18 protein-coding genes are annotated in these 19,360 nt (G+C 66.2%); 5 read left to right on the forward strand and 13 right to left on the reverse strand.

Features of this window, described 5'->3' with window-relative positions:
* Nucleotides 1–409: 409 nt before the first annotated feature.
* Genes ccoG through trxC form a run of 3 tightly spaced genes read right to left on the reverse strand, consistent with a single transcriptional unit; the run spans nt 410 to nt 2,595 of the window.
* Nucleotides 410–1,855, reverse strand: a complete 1,446-nt coding sequence (ccoG, locus tag ACQR1L_RS07410) for a cytochrome c oxidase accessory protein CcoG (protein ID WP_434857297.1) — start codon at nt 1,853–1,855, stop codon at nt 410–412.
* Between the two features lie 43 nt (nt 1,856–1,898).
* Nucleotides 1,899–2,102, reverse strand: coding sequence for a YgaP family membrane protein (locus tag ACQR1L_RS07415; RefSeq protein ID WP_434857298.1), 204 nt, complete (start codon nt 2,100–2,102; stop codon nt 1,899–1,901).
* Between the two features lie 52 nt (nt 2,103–2,154).
* Entirely contained in the window at nt 2,155–2,595 is a 441-nt protein-coding gene (trxC, locus tag ACQR1L_RS07420; RefSeq protein WP_434857299.1) for a thioredoxin TrxC, read from the reverse strand.
* Between the two features lie 95 nt (nt 2,596–2,690).
* Between trxC and ACQR1L_RS07425 the strand changes: the two genes are divergently transcribed.
* From ACQR1L_RS07425 to ACQR1L_RS07440, 4 genes are all read left to right on the forward strand, one after another.
* Nucleotides 2,691–2,999, forward strand: a complete 309-nt coding sequence (locus ACQR1L_RS07425; protein ID WP_434857300.1) for an ArsR/SmtB family transcription factor — start codon at nt 2,691–2,693, stop codon at nt 2,997–2,999.
* A gap of 118 nt (nt 3,000–3,117) precedes the next feature.
* Complete coding sequence (locus ACQR1L_RS07430; protein ID WP_434857301.1) at nt 3,118–4,107, forward strand: efflux RND transporter periplasmic adaptor subunit; 990 nt, start codon at nt 3,118–3,120, stop codon at nt 4,105–4,107.
* The gene (locus ACQR1L_RS07435) at nt 4,104–7,325 is read left to right on the forward strand and encodes an efflux RND transporter permease subunit (protein WP_434857302.1); all 3,222 of its coding nucleotides are present in this window, start codon (nt 4,104–4,106) and stop codon (nt 7,323–7,325) included. Before ACQR1L_RS07430 ends, ACQR1L_RS07435 begins: the two co-directional genes overlap by 4 nt.
* Before the next feature lie 9 nt (nt 7,326–7,334).
* Nucleotides 7,335–7,691 (forward strand): carboxymuconolactone decarboxylase family protein, encoded by a 357-nt coding sequence (locus ACQR1L_RS07440; RefSeq protein WP_434857303.1) that lies wholly within the window; start codon nt 7,335–7,337, stop codon nt 7,689–7,691.
* 7 nt (nt 7,692–7,698) lie between these two features.
* On the opposite strand, the gene ACQR1L_RS07445 is transcribed toward ACQR1L_RS07440, so the two are convergent.
* From ACQR1L_RS07445 to ACQR1L_RS07470, 6 genes are read right to left on the reverse strand one after another with little or no spacing between them, the layout of a single operon-like run.
* Complete coding sequence (locus tag ACQR1L_RS07445; protein ID WP_434857304.1) at nt 7,699–8,913, reverse strand: M20 family metallopeptidase; 1,215 nt, start codon at nt 8,911–8,913, stop codon at nt 7,699–7,701.
* A gap of 18 nt (nt 8,914–8,931) precedes the next feature.
* Complete coding sequence (nikE, locus tag ACQR1L_RS07450) at nt 8,932–10,506, reverse strand: nickel ABC transporter ATP-binding protein NikE (protein WP_434857305.1); 1,575 nt, start codon at nt 10,504–10,506, stop codon at nt 8,932–8,934.
* The gene (locus ACQR1L_RS07455; protein ID WP_434857306.1) at nt 10,503–11,333 is read right to left on the reverse strand and encodes an ABC transporter permease; all 831 of its coding nucleotides are present in this window, start codon (nt 11,331–11,333) and stop codon (nt 10,503–10,505) included. The genes nikE and ACQR1L_RS07455 overlap by 4 nt, the downstream gene beginning before the upstream one ends.
* Nucleotides 11,326–12,273 carry an ABC transporter permease gene (locus tag ACQR1L_RS07460; RefSeq protein WP_434857307.1) on the reverse strand — a complete coding sequence of 316 codons (948 nt, stop codon included), beginning with the start codon at nt 12,271–12,273 and terminating at the stop codon, nt 11,326–11,328. The genes ACQR1L_RS07455 and ACQR1L_RS07460 overlap by 8 nt, the downstream gene beginning before the upstream one ends.
* Before the next feature lie 15 nt (nt 12,274–12,288).
* Nucleotides 12,289–13,839 (reverse strand): ABC transporter substrate-binding protein, encoded by a 1,551-nt coding sequence (locus tag ACQR1L_RS07465; protein WP_434857308.1) that lies wholly within the window; start codon nt 13,837–13,839, stop codon nt 12,289–12,291.
* A gap of 15 nt (nt 13,840–13,854) precedes the next feature.
* On the reverse strand, nt 13,855–15,156 hold the full coding sequence (locus ACQR1L_RS07470) for a M20 family metallopeptidase (protein WP_434857309.1): 1,302 nt from the start codon (nt 15,154–15,156) through the stop codon (nt 13,855–13,857).
* A 79-nt stretch (nt 15,157–15,235) separates the two neighbouring features.
* On the opposite strand from ACQR1L_RS07470, the gene ACQR1L_RS07475 reads away from it, so the two are divergent.
* Nucleotides 15,236–15,997: a GntR family transcriptional regulator gene (locus ACQR1L_RS07475; RefSeq protein WP_434857310.1), complete on the forward strand. Its 762-nt coding sequence runs from the start codon at nt 15,236–15,238 to the stop codon at nt 15,995–15,997.
* Nucleotides 15,998–16,005: 8 nt separating this feature from the next.
* Here ACQR1L_RS07475 and dhaK read toward each other — a convergent pair whose 3' ends face one another.
* Genes dhaK through ACQR1L_RS07495 form a run of 4 tightly spaced genes read right to left on the reverse strand, consistent with a single transcriptional unit; the run spans nt 16,006 to nt 19,351 of the window.
* Nucleotides 16,006–16,995 carry a dihydroxyacetone kinase subunit DhaK gene (gene dhaK / locus ACQR1L_RS07480; protein WP_434857311.1) on the reverse strand — a complete coding sequence of 330 codons (990 nt, stop codon included), beginning with the start codon at nt 16,993–16,995 and terminating at the stop codon, nt 16,006–16,008.
* Complete coding sequence (locus ACQR1L_RS07485; protein ID WP_434857312.1) at nt 16,992–17,444, reverse strand: hypothetical protein; 453 nt, start codon at nt 17,442–17,444, stop codon at nt 16,992–16,994. Before ACQR1L_RS07485 ends, dhaK begins: the two co-directional genes overlap by 4 nt.
* Nucleotides 17,441–19,048 carry a phosphoenolpyruvate--protein phosphotransferase gene (ptsP, locus tag ACQR1L_RS07490; protein ID WP_434857313.1) on the reverse strand — a complete coding sequence of 536 codons (1,608 nt, stop codon included), beginning with the start codon at nt 19,046–19,048 and terminating at the stop codon, nt 17,441–17,443. The genes ACQR1L_RS07485 and ptsP overlap by 4 nt, the downstream gene beginning before the upstream one ends.
* Nucleotides 19,049–19,351 (reverse strand): HPr family phosphocarrier protein, encoded by a 303-nt coding sequence (locus ACQR1L_RS07495; protein WP_434857314.1) that lies wholly within the window; start codon nt 19,349–19,351, stop codon nt 19,049–19,051.
* Nucleotides 19,352–19,360 lie beyond the last annotated feature (9 nt).

A 19,360-nucleotide genomic window follows, 5' to 3' on the forward strand; every position in this document is an offset into this window, starting at 1 on the left:
GGCGCATCGCGTCGCGGGAGCGCTTGACGATGTCTGGTTCGGACGATCGCTCTTGAATGCGCTGTTTGATTTCGTGAACGTCCCCATCAGGCTTGGCACTCGTCGAGCTGTGAGTTGTGGGGCAACAGCTGGGCCTCGCCCTTCGAGACGGCCGCCGAGGGCGGCCTCCTCAGGGTGAGGAGAGGAAGTCGTCCGCTCATCGTCAACGTGCAATTGGGCCTGCGGAGCTGAACCCGGACCGTGCACACGCTCTTGGCTTGTTCATGGCCCGGTGTGCGGCATCGCCCTCGACGCTCGCCCCTCATGGTGAGGAGCGCCGCGCCGAGAGCGCGAATGCGAGGTTAGATCGTGGTCCGCGGCGCGTCTCGAACCATGAGGCCCCGCACTCGGCGACTCGGCCATTGCCCCGCTATCGCGTCGCCGGCACGAAGTGATCGCGCGCGCTGACCGAGGTGCCCGTCGCCGGATCGGTGATCCTGATCTCGATGTCGACCGGTGCCGCCGGGAGATCGGCGCCCTTGGCCTCGATCGACATGCGGATCTCCCGGGTCTGATCCTGGCCGACATCGATCACCATCCGCCCATCGGCCGCCCGCGTCTCGCCGGCGACCGTGACCTTGGCGTTTGGCAGGCCGACCACGTCCAGCACGAAGTCGCGCGCGCCGCGCTTATTGAGCAGGCGCACCGTGTAGTCGTTGCGCACCCCGCCATCCGACAGCTGCACGAACAGCGGATTGCGCTCGTGCAGCACGTTGATGCCCATCGTGCCGCGCGTCGCCAGCGTATACAGCATGATGCCGCCGACGATCGCGATGAAACTCGCATAGATGATCGTGCGCGGCCGGATGATGCGATAGATCTCCGGCTTGCCTTCCTTGCGCCTGGCCACGTTGATGTCGGTGTCGTAGCCGATCAGCCCAGTCGGACGGCCGATCTGGGTCATCACGCTGTCGCAGGCGTCGATGCACAGGCTGCACTGGATGCAGCCGAGCTGGATGCCGTTGCGGATGTCGACGCCGGTCGGGCAGACATTGACGCATTGATGGCAGTCGACGCAGTCGCCGGCCGGCGCGCCCTGCAGCCGCGCCGCCTCCGCCTTCTTCACCGACATGCGCGGCTCGCCGCGGTCGCCCTTGTAGGTGACGTTGAGCGCCCATTCGTCGGTCAGCGCTGCCTGGATGCGCGGCCACGGGCACATGTAGATGCAGGTCTGCTCGCGGGCATGGCCGGCAAACAAATAGGTGGTCGCCGTCAGGATGCCGATCCACAGATAGGCCGTGAACGGCGCCTGGAACGTCGCGAGATCCTTCACCAGCGTCGGCGCGTCGTCGAAATACAGCACCCAGGCGCCGCCGGTCCACCAGCCGATCATGATCCACAGGAAGTGCTTGGTCACGACCTTGCGGATGTGGCTGAAGGTCCAGCCTTTCTTGTCGCGCATCATGCGCTCGCGGCGGTCGCCCTCGACCCAGCGCTCGACGGCATAGAACAGGTCGGTCCACACCGTCTGCGGGCACAGATAGCCGCACCACAGCCGTCCGGCAACCGCGTTCATCAGGAACAGCGTCACTGCAGCGAGGATCAGGAGGCCCGTGAAGTAGTAGACCTCCTGCGGCCACAGCTCGATGAAGAAGAAGTAGAAGCGGCGGTGCGGGAAGTCGACCAGCACCGCCTGGTTGGGCATGCCGGGCCCGCGATCCCAGCGGACGAACGGCAGCAGATAATAGATGCCGAGCGTGATGCAGAGGATCGTCCATTTGATCCGCCGGAAGCGGCCGTGCACGGCGGCCGGATAGACCTTGTCGCGCGCCTTGTAGAGCGGCCCGACAATATAGGTTTCGTCCGAGTCAGCCATGAGATCCTCGCTTCATCGTCATCTCGCCCCACCGCACCCCGGCTCAGGAGAACGCGTTGCCGCTGCGCAAACCCAGCTTCTTGAACACGATCGCCGCCGGGCAGAAGCCGGTGAACGACGCCTGGATCATGTTGAGGCCGGCGAAGGCCGTCAGCAGGAACCAGTACGGACTGACAGTCCAGCCGAGCGTGAGGCTGAGCAGGACGACGAACCCTGCGAAGGTGAGAACTGCTTTGTCGATATTCATGACATGGTCCCTCATGGTTGCATTTGAGCGTAATCAAGCCGGTCCCGCGGACTCATGGCCGCAGGCCGGACAAAGTCCAGGCAACGATTCGTTGCGAGTCCATCGCACCCGAGATCCGTGCCAGCTCCCGGCCCTTGTGCAGCAGCAGCAGGGTCGGAATTCCGGAGATGCCGAACTTCGCCGAGACCTCCGGCGCCTCGTCGGAGTTCAGCTTCAGAAGCTGCACGCGCGGCTCGAGCTCCTGGGCTGCGCGCGCGAACATCGGCGCCATCGCCCGACACGGCCCGCACCAGGGTGCCCAGACATCGACCAGCAAAGGCAGATCGCTGTTCGCCAAGTGCCGCGTGAACGCGGCCTGGTCGACCTCGATCGGATGACCGGAAAACAGCGGCGCGTGGCACTTGCCGCATTTGCCCTGGTGCGGCGCGCGGGCCACCGGCAAGCGGTTGATCTGCCCGCACTGGCCGCACACCAGTTGAAAGCTCTCGCTCATGTGCCCGTCCTCGTCTCCCGGCAGGATGGCCGCCGCCCTTGACTATATATATGTATATTCGTATCTACGCAATTATGAATTTTGAAATTGACATCATGGAAGTGGCCGCTGATCAGGCCAGCGATCTCCTGAAGGCGTTGTCGAACCGCCACCGGCTCCTGATCATCTGCCAGCTGGTCGACGGTGAGCGCTCGGTCGGCGGGTTGGCTGCGTTTCTCGGCCTGCGCGACTCGACCGTCTCGCAGCATCTCGCGCTGCTGCGCAAGGACGGCTTGGTCATCGCCCGGCGCGACGGACAGACGATCTACTATTCGATCAGCAGCGAGCCGGCCCGCGAGGTTCTGAAGACGCTCTATGAAGTCTATTGCGCGACGCCGCCGCCGAAACCCGGAGCGAGACTATGACCATCCACCGCCCAGGAGTTGAGCAGCATCAAGTGGGAACCCGCAGTGCGGTGAGATGTCTGGACCGCCCGATTGGCTCGGCCGCCCATTTGATTCAAATGAAAACAGGAGGAAGCCAATGCGCAGATTATCGCTCCTGAGCTTGTTGGCCGTGATGAGCTGGCAGTTGCTCCCAGCCAAGGCCGAAACGCTCACGGTGGCTCCGCGCCAGGTGGCCGCCGAGAAGGCGGTGTTCGCGACCGTGGAAAGCGTCAGCGTCGTCCCGGCGCGCGGCCGCATCGGCGGCACGGTTGCGCAGCTCTCCGTGCGCGAGGGCGATCCCGTCAAGCGCGGCCAGCCGATCGCCCTGATCGGCGACGAGAAACTTGCGCTTCAGCTCAAGTCGCTCGACGCGCAGATCGAAGCGCTACAGGCGCAGGCCAACCAGGCGCAGATCGACTTCACCCGCACCGAGGGCCTCGTCGAGCGCGGCACCCTGCCCCGGGTCAAGCTCGACGAGACCCGCACCGCGCTGAACGTCGCCGAGAACGGGCTGCGGGCCAAGACCGCCGAGCGCGCCGTGGTCAACCAGCAGATGAGCGAAGGCCAGGTGCTGGCGCCCGATGACGGCCGCGTGCTGAAGAGGCTCGTCGTCGTCGGATCCGTGGTGCTGCCTGGCGACCCCGTGGTCACGGTGGCGCAACAGAACTTCAAGCTGCGGCTGCGCGTGCCCGAGCGCCATGCGCTGTTTCTGAAGACCGGCGACAAAATCCGCATCGACGGCGCCGAGTTTGGTGATAGCGGCGACAAATGGGGCATGATCGACCTCGTCTATCCGCAGATCGAGGAGGGCCGTGTCGTTGCGGACGCGACCGTCGCCGGGCTCGGCCAGTACTTCGTCGGCGACCGGCTGCGGGTGTGGATCTCGGGCGGCCAGCGTGACGCCTATGTCATCCCCATCAGCTACATCACCACCCGCTTCGGCATCGACTACGTGCAGCTTCAGCAAGGATCGCAAACGATCAGCGTTCCCGTGCAGCGCGGCCGCGCACTGCCGAGCGCCGATGTTCCCGACGGGCTTGAAATCCTGTCCGGCCTGCGGGCCGGCGACCAGTTGGTGCAGCCGTGAAACTCGGATTCTCAGGCAAGCTGACCCAGGCGACCATCGCCTCGCCGCTGACGCCGCTGTTCCTGCTTGCCTCGCTCGTGGTCGGCCTCATCGCGGTCGTCGTGATCCCGCGCGAGGAGGAGCCGCAGATCAGCGTTCCCATGGTCGACATCCGCGTCAATGCCGACGGCCTGCGCGCCCCCGATGGCGTCGAGCTGGTGACCAAGCCGCTGGAGACGATCGTCAAGGCCATCGACGGCGTCGAGCACGTCTACAGCCAGACTGAGGATGACCGCGTCATGGTCACCGCGCGGTTCCTGGTCGGCACCAAGTTCGAGGACGCGATCCTGCGCGTCCACGAGAAGATCCGCGCCAACCTCGACCGCATCCCGGTCGGTATTCCCGAGCCGCTGATCGTCGGGCGTGGGATCAACGACGTCGCCGTCTCCGTACTGACCTTGTCGCCCAAGCCGGAGGCCGCGGAGCGTTGGTCCGACAAGGACCTCTATGAGCTGGCCGACAAGCTGCGCGCCGAGCTGACCAAGGTCGACAATATCGGCCTGACCTACATCTCCGGCGGTGGCGCCCAGCAGATCCGCGTCGAACCTGATCCGGAGAAGCTGTCGCTGTTCGGCGTCACCTTGCAGCAGCTCGTCGCCAAGGTGAAGGACGCCAACCGCTCCTTTCTCGCCGGCGACGTCCGCGATGGCGGCATCGTGCGCAACGTCACCGCCGGGCAGACGCTGACGGGAATTCCCGATATCGGCCTCCTGCTGATCTCGACGCGCGACGGCCGCCCGGTCTATGTGCGCGATGTCGCCACCGTCGTCATCGGCCCCAATCTCGCCGAGCATCGCGTCTGGGACGACGTGCGCAACGACAAGGGCGACTGGCACCGCGTGCCCGCCGTGAGCCTCGCGCTCGCCAAGCGCGCCGGCGCCAACGCCGTCGTCGTGTCGCACGACATCGCGCAGCGTCTCGAAGGACTGAAGACGACGCTCATCCCCAGCGACGTGGCGGTCACGGTCACCCGCGACTATGGCGAAACCGCCAACGAGAAGGCCAACGAGCTGCTGTTTCATCTCGGCCTCGCCACCCTCTCGATCGTCGTGCTGATCGCCATCGCAATCGGTTGGCGCGAGGCGCTGGTGACCTTCGTCGTCATCCCGACCACGATCCTGCTGACGATGTTCGCCGCCAACCTGATGGGCTACACCATCAACCGCGTCAGCCTGTTCGCGCTGATCTTTTCGATCGGCATCCTGGTCGATGACGCCATCGTCGTGGTCGAGAACATTGCCCGCCACTGGGGCATGCGCGACGGGAGACCCCGGCTGCAGGCGACCATTGAAGCGGTGGCGGAGGTCGGCAACCCGACCATCGTCGCCACCCTGACCGTGGTCGCCGCCCTGCTCCCGATGCTGTTCGTGTCGGGCCTGATGGGCCCCTACATGGCGCCGATCCCGGCCAACGCGTCGGCCGCGATGCTGTTCTCGTTTGTCGTCGCGATGGTCGTGGCGCCCTGGCTGATGCTGCGGCTGGCGCCGAAGCAGACCGCCGCTCCGATCGGCGCGCACGATGCCCATGGCGAGGGCCGGCTCGGCCGGATCTATCGCAGCGTTGCGCGGCCGATCGTGGCGAGCAAGCGCTCCGCTTGGATCTTCCTGCTCCTCGTCGGCATCGCCACCTTGCTGTCGATGACGCTGTTCGCGACCAAATCGGTGACCGTCAAGCTGCTGCCGTTCGACAACAAGTCGGAGATCGCGGTGATGGTCGACCTGCCGGAAGGCGCGAGCCTTGAGGATACCGAGCGGACGCTGTTCGCGGCGGCCGACATCGCGCATCAGCTGCCGGAGATCGCCAATCTGCAGAGCTATGCCGGCACCGCGGCACCGTTCAACTTCAACGGCCTCGTCCGGCACTATTACCTGCGCGAGCGCCCTGAGCTCGGCGAGCTCCAGGTCAATCTCGCCGCCCGCGGCGACCGCAAGCGCTCCAGCCATGACATCGCGCTCGACCTGCGGCAGCGCCTGAGGAATGTCTCGGTTCCCTCAGGCACCAGCATCAAGGTCGTCGAGGTGCCGCCGGGACCGCCGGTGCTGGCGACCTTGCTCGCCGAGATCTATGGTCCCGATGCTGCAACAAGGCGCGCGGTCACCACCGAGCTGAAGAAGGTGTTCGCCGACGTTCCCTTCATCGTCGATATCGACGACTCGATCGGGCAGCGCCGCCCCCGGCTGCGGCTGTCGATCGATCAGGACAGTCTGGAATTCTTCGGCGTCGAGCAGCGCGACGTCTATGACACGATCCAGACGCTGTTCGGCGGCGTCTCCGTCGGCTACTCGCATCGCGGCGAGGATCGCAATCCGATCGAGATCGCGGTCAAGCTGCCGAAGCGCGCCAAGAGCTGGAGCGAGGCGCTGGCCTCGACGCCGGTGCCGGCCAACACCGTGCCCGGCAGCAAGACCGTGGTCGAGCTCGGCCAGGTCGTCAAGGCGACGGTGGAAGAGGGATCGCCGGTGATCTTCCGCCGCGACGGCCGCTTCGCCGACATGGTGATGGCCGAGCTCGCCGGCCGCTTCGAGGCCCCGCGCTACGGCATGCTCGCGGTCGCCGACCGCATCGACGCGCATGACTGGGGCAAGCTGCCGAAGCCTTCGATCGGCTTCCACGGCCAGCCGAAGGACGAGTCACGTCCGACCCTGCTGTGGGACGGCGAGTGGGAGATCACCTACGTGACCTTCCGCGACATGGGCGCGGCGTTCGGTGCTGCCATTCTCGGCATCTACGTGCTGGTGGTGGCACAGTTCAGGAGCTTCAAGCTTCCGCTCGTCATCCTGACGCCGATCCCGCTGACCTTGATCGGCATCCTGCTCGGCCACTGGCTGCTCGGCGCACCGTTCACGGCCACGTCGATGATCGGCTTCATCGCGCTTGCCGGCATCATCGTGCGCAACTCCATCCTGCTGGTCGACTTCATCCGGCACAGCGGCGGCGAGGGCAAGACGCTGCGCGACGTGGTGCTGGAGGCCGGCGCCGTGCGCTTCAAGCCGATCCTGCTGACCGCGCTCGCAGCGATGATCGGCGCGGCGACCATCCTGCTCGACCCGATCTTCCAGGGGCTGGCGATCTCGCTGCTGTTCGGCCTGGCCTCCTCCACCCTGCTCACCGTGCTCGTCATCCCCGCGATCTACATCGCGCTACGCGAGCCTGGCAAACCCACCACGAAGATGTCTTAGGAGACGATCATGGACAAGAACTTCCCCGACCTCTGCAAGAGCATTTCCGGCAATCTGCGGACGCTGCGCAAGGACATCCCCGATGTGATGCAGGGTTTTTCCGCGCTGGCGCGGGCGGCCGGCGCTGACGGCGCGCTCGACAAGAAGACCAAGGAACTGATTGCGCTGGCGATCGGCGTCGCCGTCCGCTGCGACGGCTGCATCGGCTTCCATGCCGAGGCCCTGGTCCGCCTCGGCGCGACCAAGCAGGAGGTCGAGGAGACGCTCGGCATGGCGATCTACATGGGCGGCGGCCCGTCGCTGATGTACGCCGCCGACGCGATCGCGGCGTTCGAGCAGTTCCAGCAGCAGGCGGCCGCCGCTTGAGCCGTACTCAGCCGCAGATGTCGAGAATGGCGAGCATGTAGATGCGGATCATGTCGAGATAGTCGGGAATGTCGACGCGCTCGTCCGGCATCGTGTTGTACCGGCCACCGGGCCCGCAGACGATGCCCTCCATGCCGCCTGAGGCATAGAGATGGCCGGCATCGGTGCCATAGAAGCAGCTTGGCGCGACCGGCCCGGTCGGCTGTGCCTCGCCGCGCACGGCGCGGTAGGCGTCGTTGATGGCGCGGACGATCGGACTGTCCGGGGCGACCTCGAAGGGCGGCATCGTCGGGACGCCGGCACGGTCCTCCGACATCAGATGCGCCTTGAGGCCGGGAAACCGCGCCTCCAATGCATCGAGCTCGCGCCGCATGTCGGCGAGTGCGCCCTGCTCGGTCTGGCCCGGCGCGTAGCGGCCGGAGCCCTTGATGCGGACGAAGTCCGCCACCTGCGGCGTCCGCCACTCGTGCAACTCTCGGCCGAGCGCGCCATGGACGACGCCGACATGGACGCGATTGATCGCCGCGTGCGCAGGCGAGCGGGCGCCGGAGAACGTCATCGCGTTGAGGCGCGGAATGAGGTCGCAGGCGGCGCTGATGGCATCGACCGCCTCCTCACGCTTCGACAGATGGCGCGTGTTGCCGACGAGCTCGATGATGAACATGAACGCGGCCGCGTGCATGGTCATCGCCTTGAGATCGGTCGGCTCGGAGTTGATGAAGTAGTCCGCGCGCAGCCCCTGCTCGATCAGCGAATAGGTGCCGACGCCGCCCTGCAGCTCGCCGACCACATAGGTCAGGATCACGTCGCCTCTGAGCTTGACGCCAGCCTCGATCAGTGTCTTGACGGCGCAGAAATAGGCCGCGTCGCCCGCCTTCATGTTGGAGACGCCGATGCCGTAGATGAATCTGTCGTCGACCTTTCCTCCCCATGGATCGACCGTCCAGCCCTCGGTCACCGGGTTGGTGTCGACGTGACCGTTGAACAGCAGGCTCTTGCCGCCACCGGTTCCTTTCCAGCGCCCGACGGCGTTGACACGTCCCTCGTTGCCGAACGGCGCAACGGCGGCGTCGAGACCGATCTTGCGCATCTGGTCGGCCATGAAACTGGCGAGCTGCTTCTCGCCCTCGGTCTTCGAATAGCTCTTGTGCTGCACCATGCGCGACAGCAGCGCGAGCGCAGCCGGGACATCGATGCGGGCGAGCAGATCGTTGCGGTCCATGTGATGTATTCCTTGCGGTCAGCCGACTGGGACGGGCGAAGCCGCCATCAGCTCGCGTGTATAGGGGTGAACATCCTCGGCGCCGAAGGCATCGACGGCGCGGTTGTCGACAAGCTGACCGTGACGCATCACGACGATGCGGTGGGCGATCTGCCGGATGAGATTCAGATCGTGGGTGATGAACAGATAGGCCGTGCCGGTTTCGGCACGGAGTGCCAGCAAAAGCTCGATGATCTGGGCCTGCACGGAGACGTCGAGCGGCGCGGTGATCTCGTCGCAGATCACCAGTCGCGGGCGCGCCGCGAAGGCGCGGGCGATCGCGACGCGCTGCTTCTCGCCGCCCGAAAGCTGATGCGGCCAGCGTTCCGCATAGGATGCCGGGAGCCGTACCTGCTCGAGAAGCCGCCGCACCGACGACAGATCGCCACCATAGAGCTTCAGCGGCCGCGACAGGATCTCGCCGACACGGTGGCGTGGGTTGAGCGAGGAATCCGGATGCTGGAAGACGATCTGGACATCGCGGCGATAGCCTCGCTTCATGTCGCCGGCTCCATGCAGCGTCCGGCCATCGAAGCTGATCGCGCCGGAGAATCGCGCGAGCCCGGTCAGCGCCCGCGCCATCGACGATTTGCCAGAACCGGATTCACCGACAAGACCGACGATTTCGCCAACGCGGATGTCGACATTGACGGCCTGGGTCGCGGGCGGCGGCGCCGCACGGAACAGGCCGCGCCTGCCATAGTGAACCTCGATGCCCCTGGCCTCGAGCAGCACGGCCGAGCCCGGCGTATCGTGCACGAGCCGCAGTTCCGGACGCGGCACCGCCGCGATCAGCGATTTGGTGTAGTCGTGCTGCGGCTTGCGGAAGATCTCCGACGCCTTCGCCTGCTCGACCACCCGGCCATGCCTGATGACCGCGACGCGATCGGCGACGCGGGTCATCATCGCCAGGTCATGCGAGATGTACAGCGCGGCAACGCCGGTCTCGGCGCGCAGCCGGCCGAACAGGTCGATGATGCGCGCACCGGTGATGACATCCAGCGCGGTGGTCGGCTCGTCGAACACGATCACGTCGGGCCGGCAACCGAACGCGGTGGCAATGATCACGCGCTGCTTCTCGCCACCGGAGATCTCGTGCGGGTAGCGGCGCAGCATGGCAGAGGGATCACGCAGCTCGACATGGCCGAGCAGCTCGATTGCGAGATTTCTGGCGTCCCGCCCGTCCAGAGCCCGATGACGCATCAGCGCCTCGGTCACCTGACGGCCGATGGTCAGCGTCGGGTTGAGCGCCGTGGAGGGATCCTGGAACACCATGCCGATCCGGCGTCCGCGCACCTCCGTCAACTGTCTTGGTCCGAGCGCCTGCAAATCGATGTCGCCGAGCCGAAGCGAGCCCGAGACCTCGCGCGCATTGGCCGGCAGATGCCGCATCATAGCCCAGGCGAGCGAACTCTTGCCGGAGCCGGATTCACCGACGAGGCCGAGCACCTCGCCGGGCGCGATGGCCAGCGTAACGGCGCGCAACACGGGGATCGCGCCCAAGGGCGTCTCGTAGTCGAGGCCGTAGTCGGTGATCGAGAGCGCTGCTGTCATCGATCGTCTCGCGGGTTGAGCGCATCGCGCAGCGCGTCGCCGACGAGATTGAAAGCAATCGCCGACAGCGCGATCGCCGCCGACGGCGCGATCAGGATCCACGGCGCGCGGTGCATGTACTGCCGTGCATCGGCAACCATCAGGCCCCATTCCGACGCCGGCGGCTGCGCACCCAGGCCGAGGAAGCTGAGCGTCGCGAACAACATCACCGCAAACGACACCCGGATGGTCGCCTCGATGATGATGGGCCCCATCACATTGGGCAGCATCTCGCGGAAGATGACGTGCGGGGCGCCCTCGCCGCGCGCGACCGCGGCCTTGACAAAGTCCTGGTTGCGCACAGCGAGCGCCACCGAGCGCGTCACCCGGGCCATGCCCGGCGCAAAGGCGATCGCGATCGCAGTTACGGCATTGCCGGCACCATTGCCGAGCGTGCTGACCAGCAGCAGCGCCATCAGCAGGCCAGGGATCGCCATCACCGCGTCATTGGTACGCATGATGAACTCATCGGCCTTGCCGCCAAGATATGCCGAGGCGATACCGATGACCGCGCCGATCGCGGTGCCGGCCAAGGTCGCCGCGAGTGCCATCGGAACGGTCGCGCGCGCGCCAGACAGCAGGCGGCTCAGCACGTCGCGGCCGAACTGGTCGGCGCCGAACAGGTTCTGCCAGCCCGGCGCCCGGAAGCGGCCGAGAAAATCCATCTTCTCCGGACCGGACGGCGCAAGCCACGGACCAAGGAGGCAGACCGCGACGAGCACGGCCAGCAGGACGATGCCGATCGCGCCCTGCGGCTTGCGGATCATCCGTCGGAGCAGCTCAGTCATAGCGGATCCGCCGGTCGAGCAGAGCATAGACCACGTCCGCCAGCGTGTTGGTGATCGCGTAGGTCACCGCCATGATCATCGCCCCGGCCTGGATCGACGGCAGATCGCGCGTGGTGATGGCGATCATCAGGGCACGGCCGATCCCGGGGATGGCAAAGATCTCCTCGATCACGATGATGCCGCCGAGCAGATAGCCGACGTCGAGCGCAACGATGGTGATGACCGGCAGCAGCGCGTTGCGCATGACATGGCGTACCAGCACCGTGCGCTCCGGCAAGCCCTTCAATCGGGCGGCCCGAACATAGTCGGATTGCAGCACGTCGAGAGTTTCAGAACGCATCATGCGCATGACATGCGCGACGAGGATCACCGACACGGTCAGGACCGGCAGTGCCAGATGACGCAGCGCCAGCGAGGGGTTTTCGAGCGGCGACACATAGCCGGTCGCCGGCAGCCACGGCAGGATGTCCGTCAGCAGCAGAGCGAGGACGGTCGCGGTCACGAATTCCGGCAGGGAAACGCCGAGATAGGCAATCACACTGGCTGCGGTGTCGGCCATCCGGCCCTGGCGGAGCGCGGCGAACATCCCGAGCGGCACCGCAATCAGAAGTGTGAGCGCAAGCGAGCCGGCGGCAAGCAACAGCGACCGCGACAGCGCGGTCAGCATCTCCGGCGCCACCGGCAGACCTGTCCGCATGGAGACGCCGAAATTGCCGCTGACCGCGTGCTCTACCCAATGGACGAATTGCAGCCAGACAGGATCATTCAGCCCCAGCCGTGCGCGGACCGCCGCGAGCGCCTCCGGCGACGCGTTCTCGCCCAGCAACGTCTGCGCGGCATCGGCCGGCAGCGCCTGCGTGATGGCGAACACCAGCACGCAGACGACGGCGACCGTATAGATCATGAGCAGCAGCCGCCGCAGCAGCCAGGCAAGCGACACCGGTGGACCTCGTCCTCAGGCGCGCTTCGGCGCACCGGCGCCGAGCGAGACCAGATCGAACCGGAACACCGATCCGCGCGGATGCAACTGATAGCCTTCGACGTAAGACCGCTGCGCCGCGAGAATATCGAAGAAGACCGGAATGACCGACGGTACCTCCTCGCTCATCATCGTCTGGGCCCGCCCATAGAGCGCCGCGCGATTGGCGTCATCGGTCTCGCTCCGCGCCGCATTGACGATCTCATCGAAGCGCGCATTGTTCCAGCGCGTTTCGTTCCAGGCCGCGTCCGACGTATAGAGCAGCTTGAAGATGGCATCCGCGGTCGACTGCATGTTGTAGAAGCCGACGTAGAAATTTCCCTTCTTCCAGACCTGGTCGAGATAGGTCGCGTGCGGCATGGTCTGAACGCTGATGCGGAAACCGGCCGGCGCCGCCATCTCGCGGATCGCAACACCGAGCTGCGTGCGCGTGTCCGGCTTGTCGGAGGCGACCATCGTCAAGTCGATGCCGGAGGGGTAGCCGGCCTCGGTGAGCAGCCGCTTGGCCTTGGCGATATCAGGCGTCTTCAGCTTGCTTTCCTTGTAAAAGCGATAGGCGGGGCTCAGCGGCGTGTCGTTGCCGGGGGTGCCATAGCCGCCAGCCACGAAGCCAGCCATCGCTTCGCGATCGATCGTCAGCGCAAGCGCCTGGCGCACGCGAACGTCGTTGAACGGCTTCTGGTCGCAGCCCATGTTGACGTTGAGAAACTGTCCCGAGGGAATCCGCAACGCCTTGATGCCGGAGGCCTTGCCGAGCCGCTCATACTCGCCGGGCGTGGTCGAGAGCATCAGATCGATGTCGCCCGAGATAAGGGCCGACGCCTCGGCCGTGCGGTCGGGATAGACGAGGATCTCGATGCGATCGAGTGCGGGCCGCGCCGGATCGTAGTAGGCCGGGTTGCGCTCGACCACGATCTTGCGGTCCGGCTCATAGGACACGAGCTTGAAGGGTCCTGAACCATTCGGCTTGGTCGCGAGGCTGGCGAGATCCGCGGCGACAACTTTCGCCGGGATGATGCGCGCATTGTTGTAGGCGAGCGCGACGGGGAAGTCGGCGAAGGAGACGGACAACATGAACTTGACAGTGGCGGCGTCGATCGCAACCACGTCCTGGATAGGTCCGACATTGGTGCGCGCGGGAGAGGCGGTCTTCGGATCGAGGATCGCCTTGAAGGTCGCGACGACGTCATCGGCCGTGAGTGGCGATCCATCGTGGAAGCTGAGGTTGGGCCGCAGCTTGAACGTCCATTCGGTCAAGCCTGCCGCATGCTCCCAGGACAGGGCCAGATTCGGCTCGACCGCCATGTTCGGCTTCAGCCGGGTCAGGTTGGAATAGAGTAGCTCAGTGACGAGATAGTCCGGATTGACGCGCGCCAATAGCGGATGGATCACCGCAGCGCCCTGATCGACGGAAATGCGCAGCACGCCTCCGCGCTTCGGCGCCTCTGTAGCGAGAGAGATCTGCGGCAGAGCGCCCAGCGCGAGCGCGGTACCAGCAAGGAAATGGCGGCGGGTGACGGACGACATCTAGGCGGAATCCTCTTAGGGCGTCGTGTGTTCGGGAGAGAGTTCGGGACAGAACTCGGCTGAAAGATACGCGAGGACCGATTTCGCCAATGCGACGATATCGGTCAGCGTGGTCGCCTCGCCGGGCGCATGAATGCGGCTGTCGGGCTTGCCAAGACCGGTGAGAAGGACCTCCTGCATGCCGGTGGCCTGCTGGACCCAGCCAAAATCGGAGCAGCCGGACGCGCCCCAGCGCGCGAAGTCCTCAGGTGCGTAGCCAAACCCGGCCGAAAGCGCGCGTTGCCAGCGCGGCCAATGCGGACCGCCAGGATCGGCGGTCGGCATCAAATGACCGGTCAAGATGATATCGAGGTCGAGGCCAGCTGCGGCCTGTCTGATCGCGATCTCGATTTCGCTGCGCGCGGCGGCAAAGTCCTCTTCGGGGGCATAGCGGCGGCACAACAGGATCTCGAGCTGCGACGGAATTTGGCCGCCACATTGCCCGCCATGAACGGCTGAGATGTCGAGGCTTGCGGCCAGCGGTCCGGTCGCCTGCGGTGGTGGCGGCAGGCGCGACGTCCGCTGCGCGATGATCGGCTTCAAGCCAGCAATCGCGTTGAGGATCGGCAACGACGCCTCGATCGCGTTGGCGCCAGCGCTGCGCTGTTCACCCGCATGGGCCGCTTTGCCGCGCACGCGCACCGTCAGCGTGAACAGGCCGAAGCAGCCGGCCCAGATTCGGGGCATGGCGCTGCCGTTGAAGTTCAGAATGTGCCCTTCGAGGCGTCCCTGCTCTGCCAGATAGCGGACGCCTGGATAGAGCCCCGCCTCCTCGTCGGTGCACAACAGCAGCATCGGATCATAGGCGAGCACGAGGCCGGTCTGCCGCGCGGCGCGCAGCGCGAGCAGCGTGGCTGCGATCGAACCCTTCATGTCCGCGGCGCCGAGGCCGATGAGGCGATCGCCTTCGCGAGCGAGCTGCAGCGGATCACTGATCCAGCCCGGCGCAGCGGGCACCGTGTCGACATGGAAATACAGCCCGAGCACCGGCCTGCCCGAGCTTCGCCGCGCAATCACGTTGGTGCGCGGTCCATAGGCGCCGGGAGCCCGCCAGAGTTCCTCGGGCACGACGACGCGTTCGCAATCCAGCGCCAACGGTGCCGCGAATTGCTCCATCAGATCGGCGAACTGCTCATAGCCGGCGCCGGGCGGAAAACTCGTATCCACCGCCACCATGCGACGGAGATCATCGACCGCCGTGTCCGACAGCCGCTCGATCGCAGCGAAGGCACCGGCCAAATTGGCCGCGCTCTGATCCGGGATCTCCTGAGGCTTCATGTCGCGCGCTTAATCCTATATTCTATATAGAAATAAAAATCACAATGTGGCACTTGTCAATTCCATGAAAAAGGCAGGCGTGGCCAGCAAAGCGGCAGAGAGCGTGGGCGCGGGTCCCGGAGCCCTGCCCGTGCCGCTGTACGAGCATGTGAAGCGGCAGATCGCGGATGCGATCCTGATCGGTGATCTCGCGCCGGGCACGGTGCTGCCCGGCGAGGTCGCGCTCGCCAATCAATATGGCGTCGCCGTCGGCACGATCAGGCGTGCCCTGGCTGATCTGACGGCCGGCGGCATGCTGATGCGGCGGCGGAAGACGGGGACGGTGGTGACCGGCCGGGCGTCACGACACGGCCTCAGCTTCTTCTTTCAGTATTTCCGGCTGCTCGGCGAGGACGGCAGCCTGCTGCACTCGGATGCCGAGGTACTGTCGGTGACGACCCGACCTGCCGGACCGGACGAGGCCGCGCTGTTTGCGGTCGACGACGGCGAACCGCTGCTGCACCTGCAGCGCATCCGTCGGGTGGCGGGCGCGCCGGTGCTGTACTCTCGTATCGCGATGGTCGCGAGCCGAATGCCGGACTTTCCGCGCGAGCCTAAGAATGTCCCCGCTTTGATCTATCGGCACCTGCTCGAGGCCTATGGCATCCGAGTCGCGGCGGTGCGCGAGAAGGTGACGGCCGAGGTCGCCACCAAGGAAGATCGCAAACTGCTGGGCCTGCCCTCTCCGAGCGCCGTGCTGGTCATCGACGAAGAGGCCTACGACCAGACCGGCGCGCTGGCGATCCTCAGCCAGCACCGCGCCACGACGGCGCATCACTATTATTCGAACGAGATCCGCTGAACTCGCGCTCAGCAGCCCCAGCGCAATGCCGCGGTGTGTACCGGCGCGTCCCACAGCGCCAGCGTCGTATCGTCGAGCGCGGTGACGGTCAGCGAGCAGCCGGCCATGTCGAGCGAGGTGACGTAGGAGCCGACCAATCCGCGCGCAATCGCAAGACCGCGTGCTTCCAGAATGCGGCGCGCGGCATTGGCCATCACATAGAGCTCCATCGCAGGCGTGCCGCCGAAGCCGTTGACCAGCAGCAGGCAGGGCGTCCCGGGCTTGGGCGCGAGATCGGCGAGGATCGCGCCCATCATCTCCTCGGCGATCGCATCGGCGGAGGCGAGCTTGACGCGGCGCCGGCCGGGCTCGCCATGGATGCCGACGCCCATCTCCATTTCGTCCTCATCCAGCGTAAAGGTCGGCTTGCCCGCCGCCGGCACCGTGCACGAGGTCAGCGCCACGCCCATCGAACGCGTCCGTTTGTTGACCTCGTCACCCAGCGCCTTGAGCGCATCCAGATCGCGCCCCTGCTCGGCCGCCGCGCCGAGCATCTTCTCCACGACCAGCGTGCCGGCGACGCCGCGGCGTCCGGTCGAATAGGTCGACGTCTCCACTGCAACGTCATCATCGGTGATGACGGTGGCGACCTTGGTCTCCATCATCTCCGCGGCCATCGCAAAATTCATCACGTCGCCTTCGTAGTTCTTGACGATGAACAGCGAGCCGCCGCCCGTCTCCACCGCCTGCGCGGCCGCCAGCATCTGGTCGGGCGTCGGCGAGGTGAACACCTGGCCGGGACAGGCGGCATCCAGCATGCCCTGGCCGACGAAGCCGGCGTGCAGCGGCTCATGGCCGGAACCGCCGCCGGAGATCAGCGCGACCTTCCCCGGCTTCAGGGTCTTGCGGCGGACGAACTTGTTGTCCTCGCCGAGCGCGACGATGTCGCCATGCACGGCAGCGAAACCGTGCAGGCTCTCGGTCAGCAAGTCGTCCACGGCGTTGATCAGCTTCTTCATGGCTTCCCTCCCGGATCAGTTTCGTCCTTGTTTTCATTGGCCGAGATCAGCGCGGTGATGCCGCGCGCGACGCCGCTGATGATGCGGTCGGCATGGGCGTTCAGCGCGTCGTCACCGAAATCCGGCAACTCCACGACGAGGCGCCGCATCGGCCGCTGTGTCTCGGCCTCTTCCAGCCGGCCCGGATGCGCGGCGCGGTAGGCAGTGAGGAACGCCTGCTGCTCATGCGGCGAGAAATGGCAGATGTGGAAGATGGTTTCGAGATGCTGCAGCGGGATCGGCGTCGGATAGGCCGGATTGATGATCTGCGAGATGAAGCTGCGGTTCTTGCCGATCGCCTCCGCCAGCCGCTGCCGCGTGCCGGACGGGCGGCTCTCGACCACCGCGCGCAGGATGGCCTTGTAGTCGGCGAGCGGGCTGGACGCTCCCGATGAATCCTGCTCGCTCATGCGCTCTCCGCAAGCGTGGCCAGATCGAGCTCGCGGATCGCGGCTTTCACCTGCGGCAACAATCCGGGGGACACGGAGAGCGCGCGCACACCCGCCTCCAGCAACGCCGGAATCGTCCTGACGTCACCGGCGGCATCGCCGCAGATCGAGACATCGATGCCACTGACCCGGCCGGCGCGCACGACATGCGCGATCATTGCGAGCACACCGGGATGCAGCACGTCGGCATAGTCGGCAACCTCGGTGCCGTCCCGCGACGCCGCTGTCGCATATTGCGTCAGATCATTGGTGCCAATCGAGAAGAAGTCGGCCGTGAAGTGCTGTGCGGCGAGGGCTGCAGCGGGCACTTCCACCATGATCCCGAAAGCCGGCTCAGCGAAAGCGATGTTGCTGTCGCCGAGTTCGGCCAGCACCGCACGCAGATGCGCGCGCGCCGTCTCAAGCTCGGCCGCATTCGTCACCATCGGCAGCATCACCTTCAGCGGCCCCAGCGCGGCCGCGCGCGCCAGCGCCCGCAGCTGAACGCGGAAGATATCAGGATGGCGCAGCGACAGGCGGATGCCGCGCAGACCCAGGAACGGATTGCTCTCGCCATCGACCGTATAGCCCGGGATCGGCTTGTCGCCGCCGGCATCGAGCGTGCGGATCGTCACGGGACGGCCGTCGGCCCAGCGCATAAGCTCGGCATAGGCCCGATATTGCGCCTCTTCGTCTCGCAGCAGATTGCCCGTCAGAAATTCCGTGCGCGCCAATCCCACGCCATCGCAGGCCGCCGCGGGCAGCGCCGTCATGTCGGATGGACCGGAGATGTTGACGAGCACCGAGATCGCCGTGCCGTCACGCGTCACAGCGGGCTCGAGCTGATGTGCCGTCGCATCGGCGCGCCGCTGCAGGAGAGCCGCGCCGAGCGAGCGCGCCCGCTCGACCCGCTCAACGCTCGGATCGACCTCGACAAGGCCAGCGCCACCATCGACGAGCAGCGAGCCGGAGAGGCTCTCCCACACGTGGCCGAGCCCCACGACCATCGGAACACCACGGCCGCGCGCGAGCATGGCGACATGACTCGTCGGGCTGCCCTCGCCAAGCGCGATGCCGCCGCCCTTCGACCAGTCGATCCCGAGAAAGGCCGACGGTGCGAGATCGCGGGCGACGATGATCGCCCCGTTCGGCATCGCGCCGTTGTCCTCGAGGCCGAGCAGATGGCGGAGCACGCGATCCCTGATGTCGGCGAGATCGCTGGCGCGGGCGCGAAAATATTCGTCATCGGCGGCTACATAGCCCGCGATCTCCGCGGCCATCGCTGCGCGCCAGGCATCGTCAGCCGCGATGCCGGTCTCGATCCCGGCATAGGCGGCTTCGGTCAGCGCATCGTCTTCGAGCAGCGCGAGCTGAAAACCGATCAGCTCGGCGGCGTCGCCATCGAGGCGCGTGATGAGATCGGCCACCGCCAGTCGCGCGCCCGCCACCGCCGCCGCCAGCGCGGCGTGCTCCTCGGCGATCGAGCCCTTGACCCGGCTGGCGCCTTCGAGCGCGCGCAGGATCACCGCCGGCCCCACGGCCAGGCCTTCCGACGCCGCGCGACCTCGGATGCAGCGTTCCACCATCTACTCCTCGTCGAACTTCCGATTGACGAGATCCGCCAGCGCGCGCACCGCCTCCTCGGCATCAGAGCCGTTCGCGCGCATGTACAGCGTCTCGCCCTTGGCCGCCTTGACGCGCATGATCTTCACCGGGCTCTTGGCGTCGGTCCACGGACCATCGGCCGCGACTGCGATCTCGACCGTCGCAGCGAAGCGCTTGGCGAGCTGCGTGAGCTTGACCGAGGGGCGCGCGTGCAGCCCGACCTCGTTGGTCAACAGCGCATGCGCCCTGACGTCCTGCATGCCGATCTCTCCACCGTCAGCCATCATCATTCC

It is taken from the genome of Bradyrhizobium sp. HKCCYLR20261, from assembly GCF_051168435.1.
Classification (GTDB): domain Bacteria; phylum Pseudomonadota; class Alphaproteobacteria; order Rhizobiales; family Xanthobacteraceae; genus Bradyrhizobium.

What these genes read in the sequence shown, in the direction of transcription:
- ACQR1L_RS07470 (WP_434857309.1), bottom strand. Translation starts at nt 15,156, where the DNA reads ATGAAGCCTCAGGAGATCCCGGATCAGAGCGCGGCCAATTTGGCCGGT.
- dhaK (WP_434857311.1), bottom strand. Translation starts at nt 16,995, where the DNA reads ATGAAGAAGCTGATCAACGCCGTGGACGACTTGCTGACCGAGAGCCTG.
- ACQR1L_RS07425 (WP_434857300.1), top strand. Translation starts at nt 2,691, where the DNA reads ATGGAAGTGGCCGCTGATCAGGCCAGCGATCTCCTGAAGGCGTTGTCG.
- trxC (WP_434857299.1), bottom strand. Translation starts at nt 2,595, where the DNA reads ATGAGCGAGAGCTTTCAACTGGTGTGCGGCCAGTGCGGGCAGATCAAC.
- ACQR1L_RS07440 (WP_434857303.1), top strand. Translation starts at nt 7,335, where the DNA reads ATGGACAAGAACTTCCCCGACCTCTGCAAGAGCATTTCCGGCAATCTG.
- ACQR1L_RS07495 (WP_434857314.1), bottom strand. Translation starts at nt 19,351, where the DNA reads ATGGCTGACGGTGGAGAGATCGGCATGCAGGACGTCAGGGCGCATGCG.
- ccoG (WP_434857297.1), bottom strand. Translation starts at nt 1,855, where the DNA reads ATGGCTGACTCGGACGAAACCTATATTGTCGGGCCGCTCTACAAGGCG.
- ACQR1L_RS07430 (WP_434857301.1), top strand. Translation starts at nt 3,118, where the DNA reads ATGCGCAGATTATCGCTCCTGAGCTTGTTGGCCGTGATGAGCTGGCAG.
- nikE (WP_434857305.1), bottom strand. Translation starts at nt 10,506, where the DNA reads ATGACAGCAGCGCTCTCGATCACCGACTACGGCCTCGACTACGAGACG.
- ACQR1L_RS07465 (WP_434857308.1), bottom strand. Translation starts at nt 13,839, where the DNA reads ATGTCGTCCGTCACCCGCCGCCATTTCCTTGCTGGTACCGCGCTCGCG.
- ptsP (WP_434857313.1), bottom strand. Translation starts at nt 19,048, where the DNA reads ATGGTGGAACGCTGCATCCGAGGTCGCGCGGCGTCGGAAGGCCTGGCC.
- ACQR1L_RS07455 (WP_434857306.1), bottom strand. Translation starts at nt 11,333, where the DNA reads ATGACTGAGCTGCTCCGACGGATGATCCGCAAGCCGCAGGGCGCGATC.
- ACQR1L_RS07445 (WP_434857304.1), bottom strand. Translation starts at nt 8,913, where the DNA reads ATGGACCGCAACGATCTGCTCGCCCGCATCGATGTCCCGGCTGCGCTC.
- ACQR1L_RS07415 (WP_434857298.1), bottom strand. Translation starts at nt 2,102, where the DNA reads ATGAATATCGACAAAGCAGTTCTCACCTTCGCAGGGTTCGTCGTCCTG.
- ACQR1L_RS07485 (WP_434857312.1), bottom strand. Translation starts at nt 17,444, where the DNA reads ATGAGCGAGCAGGATTCATCGGGAGCGTCCAGCCCGCTCGCCGACTAC.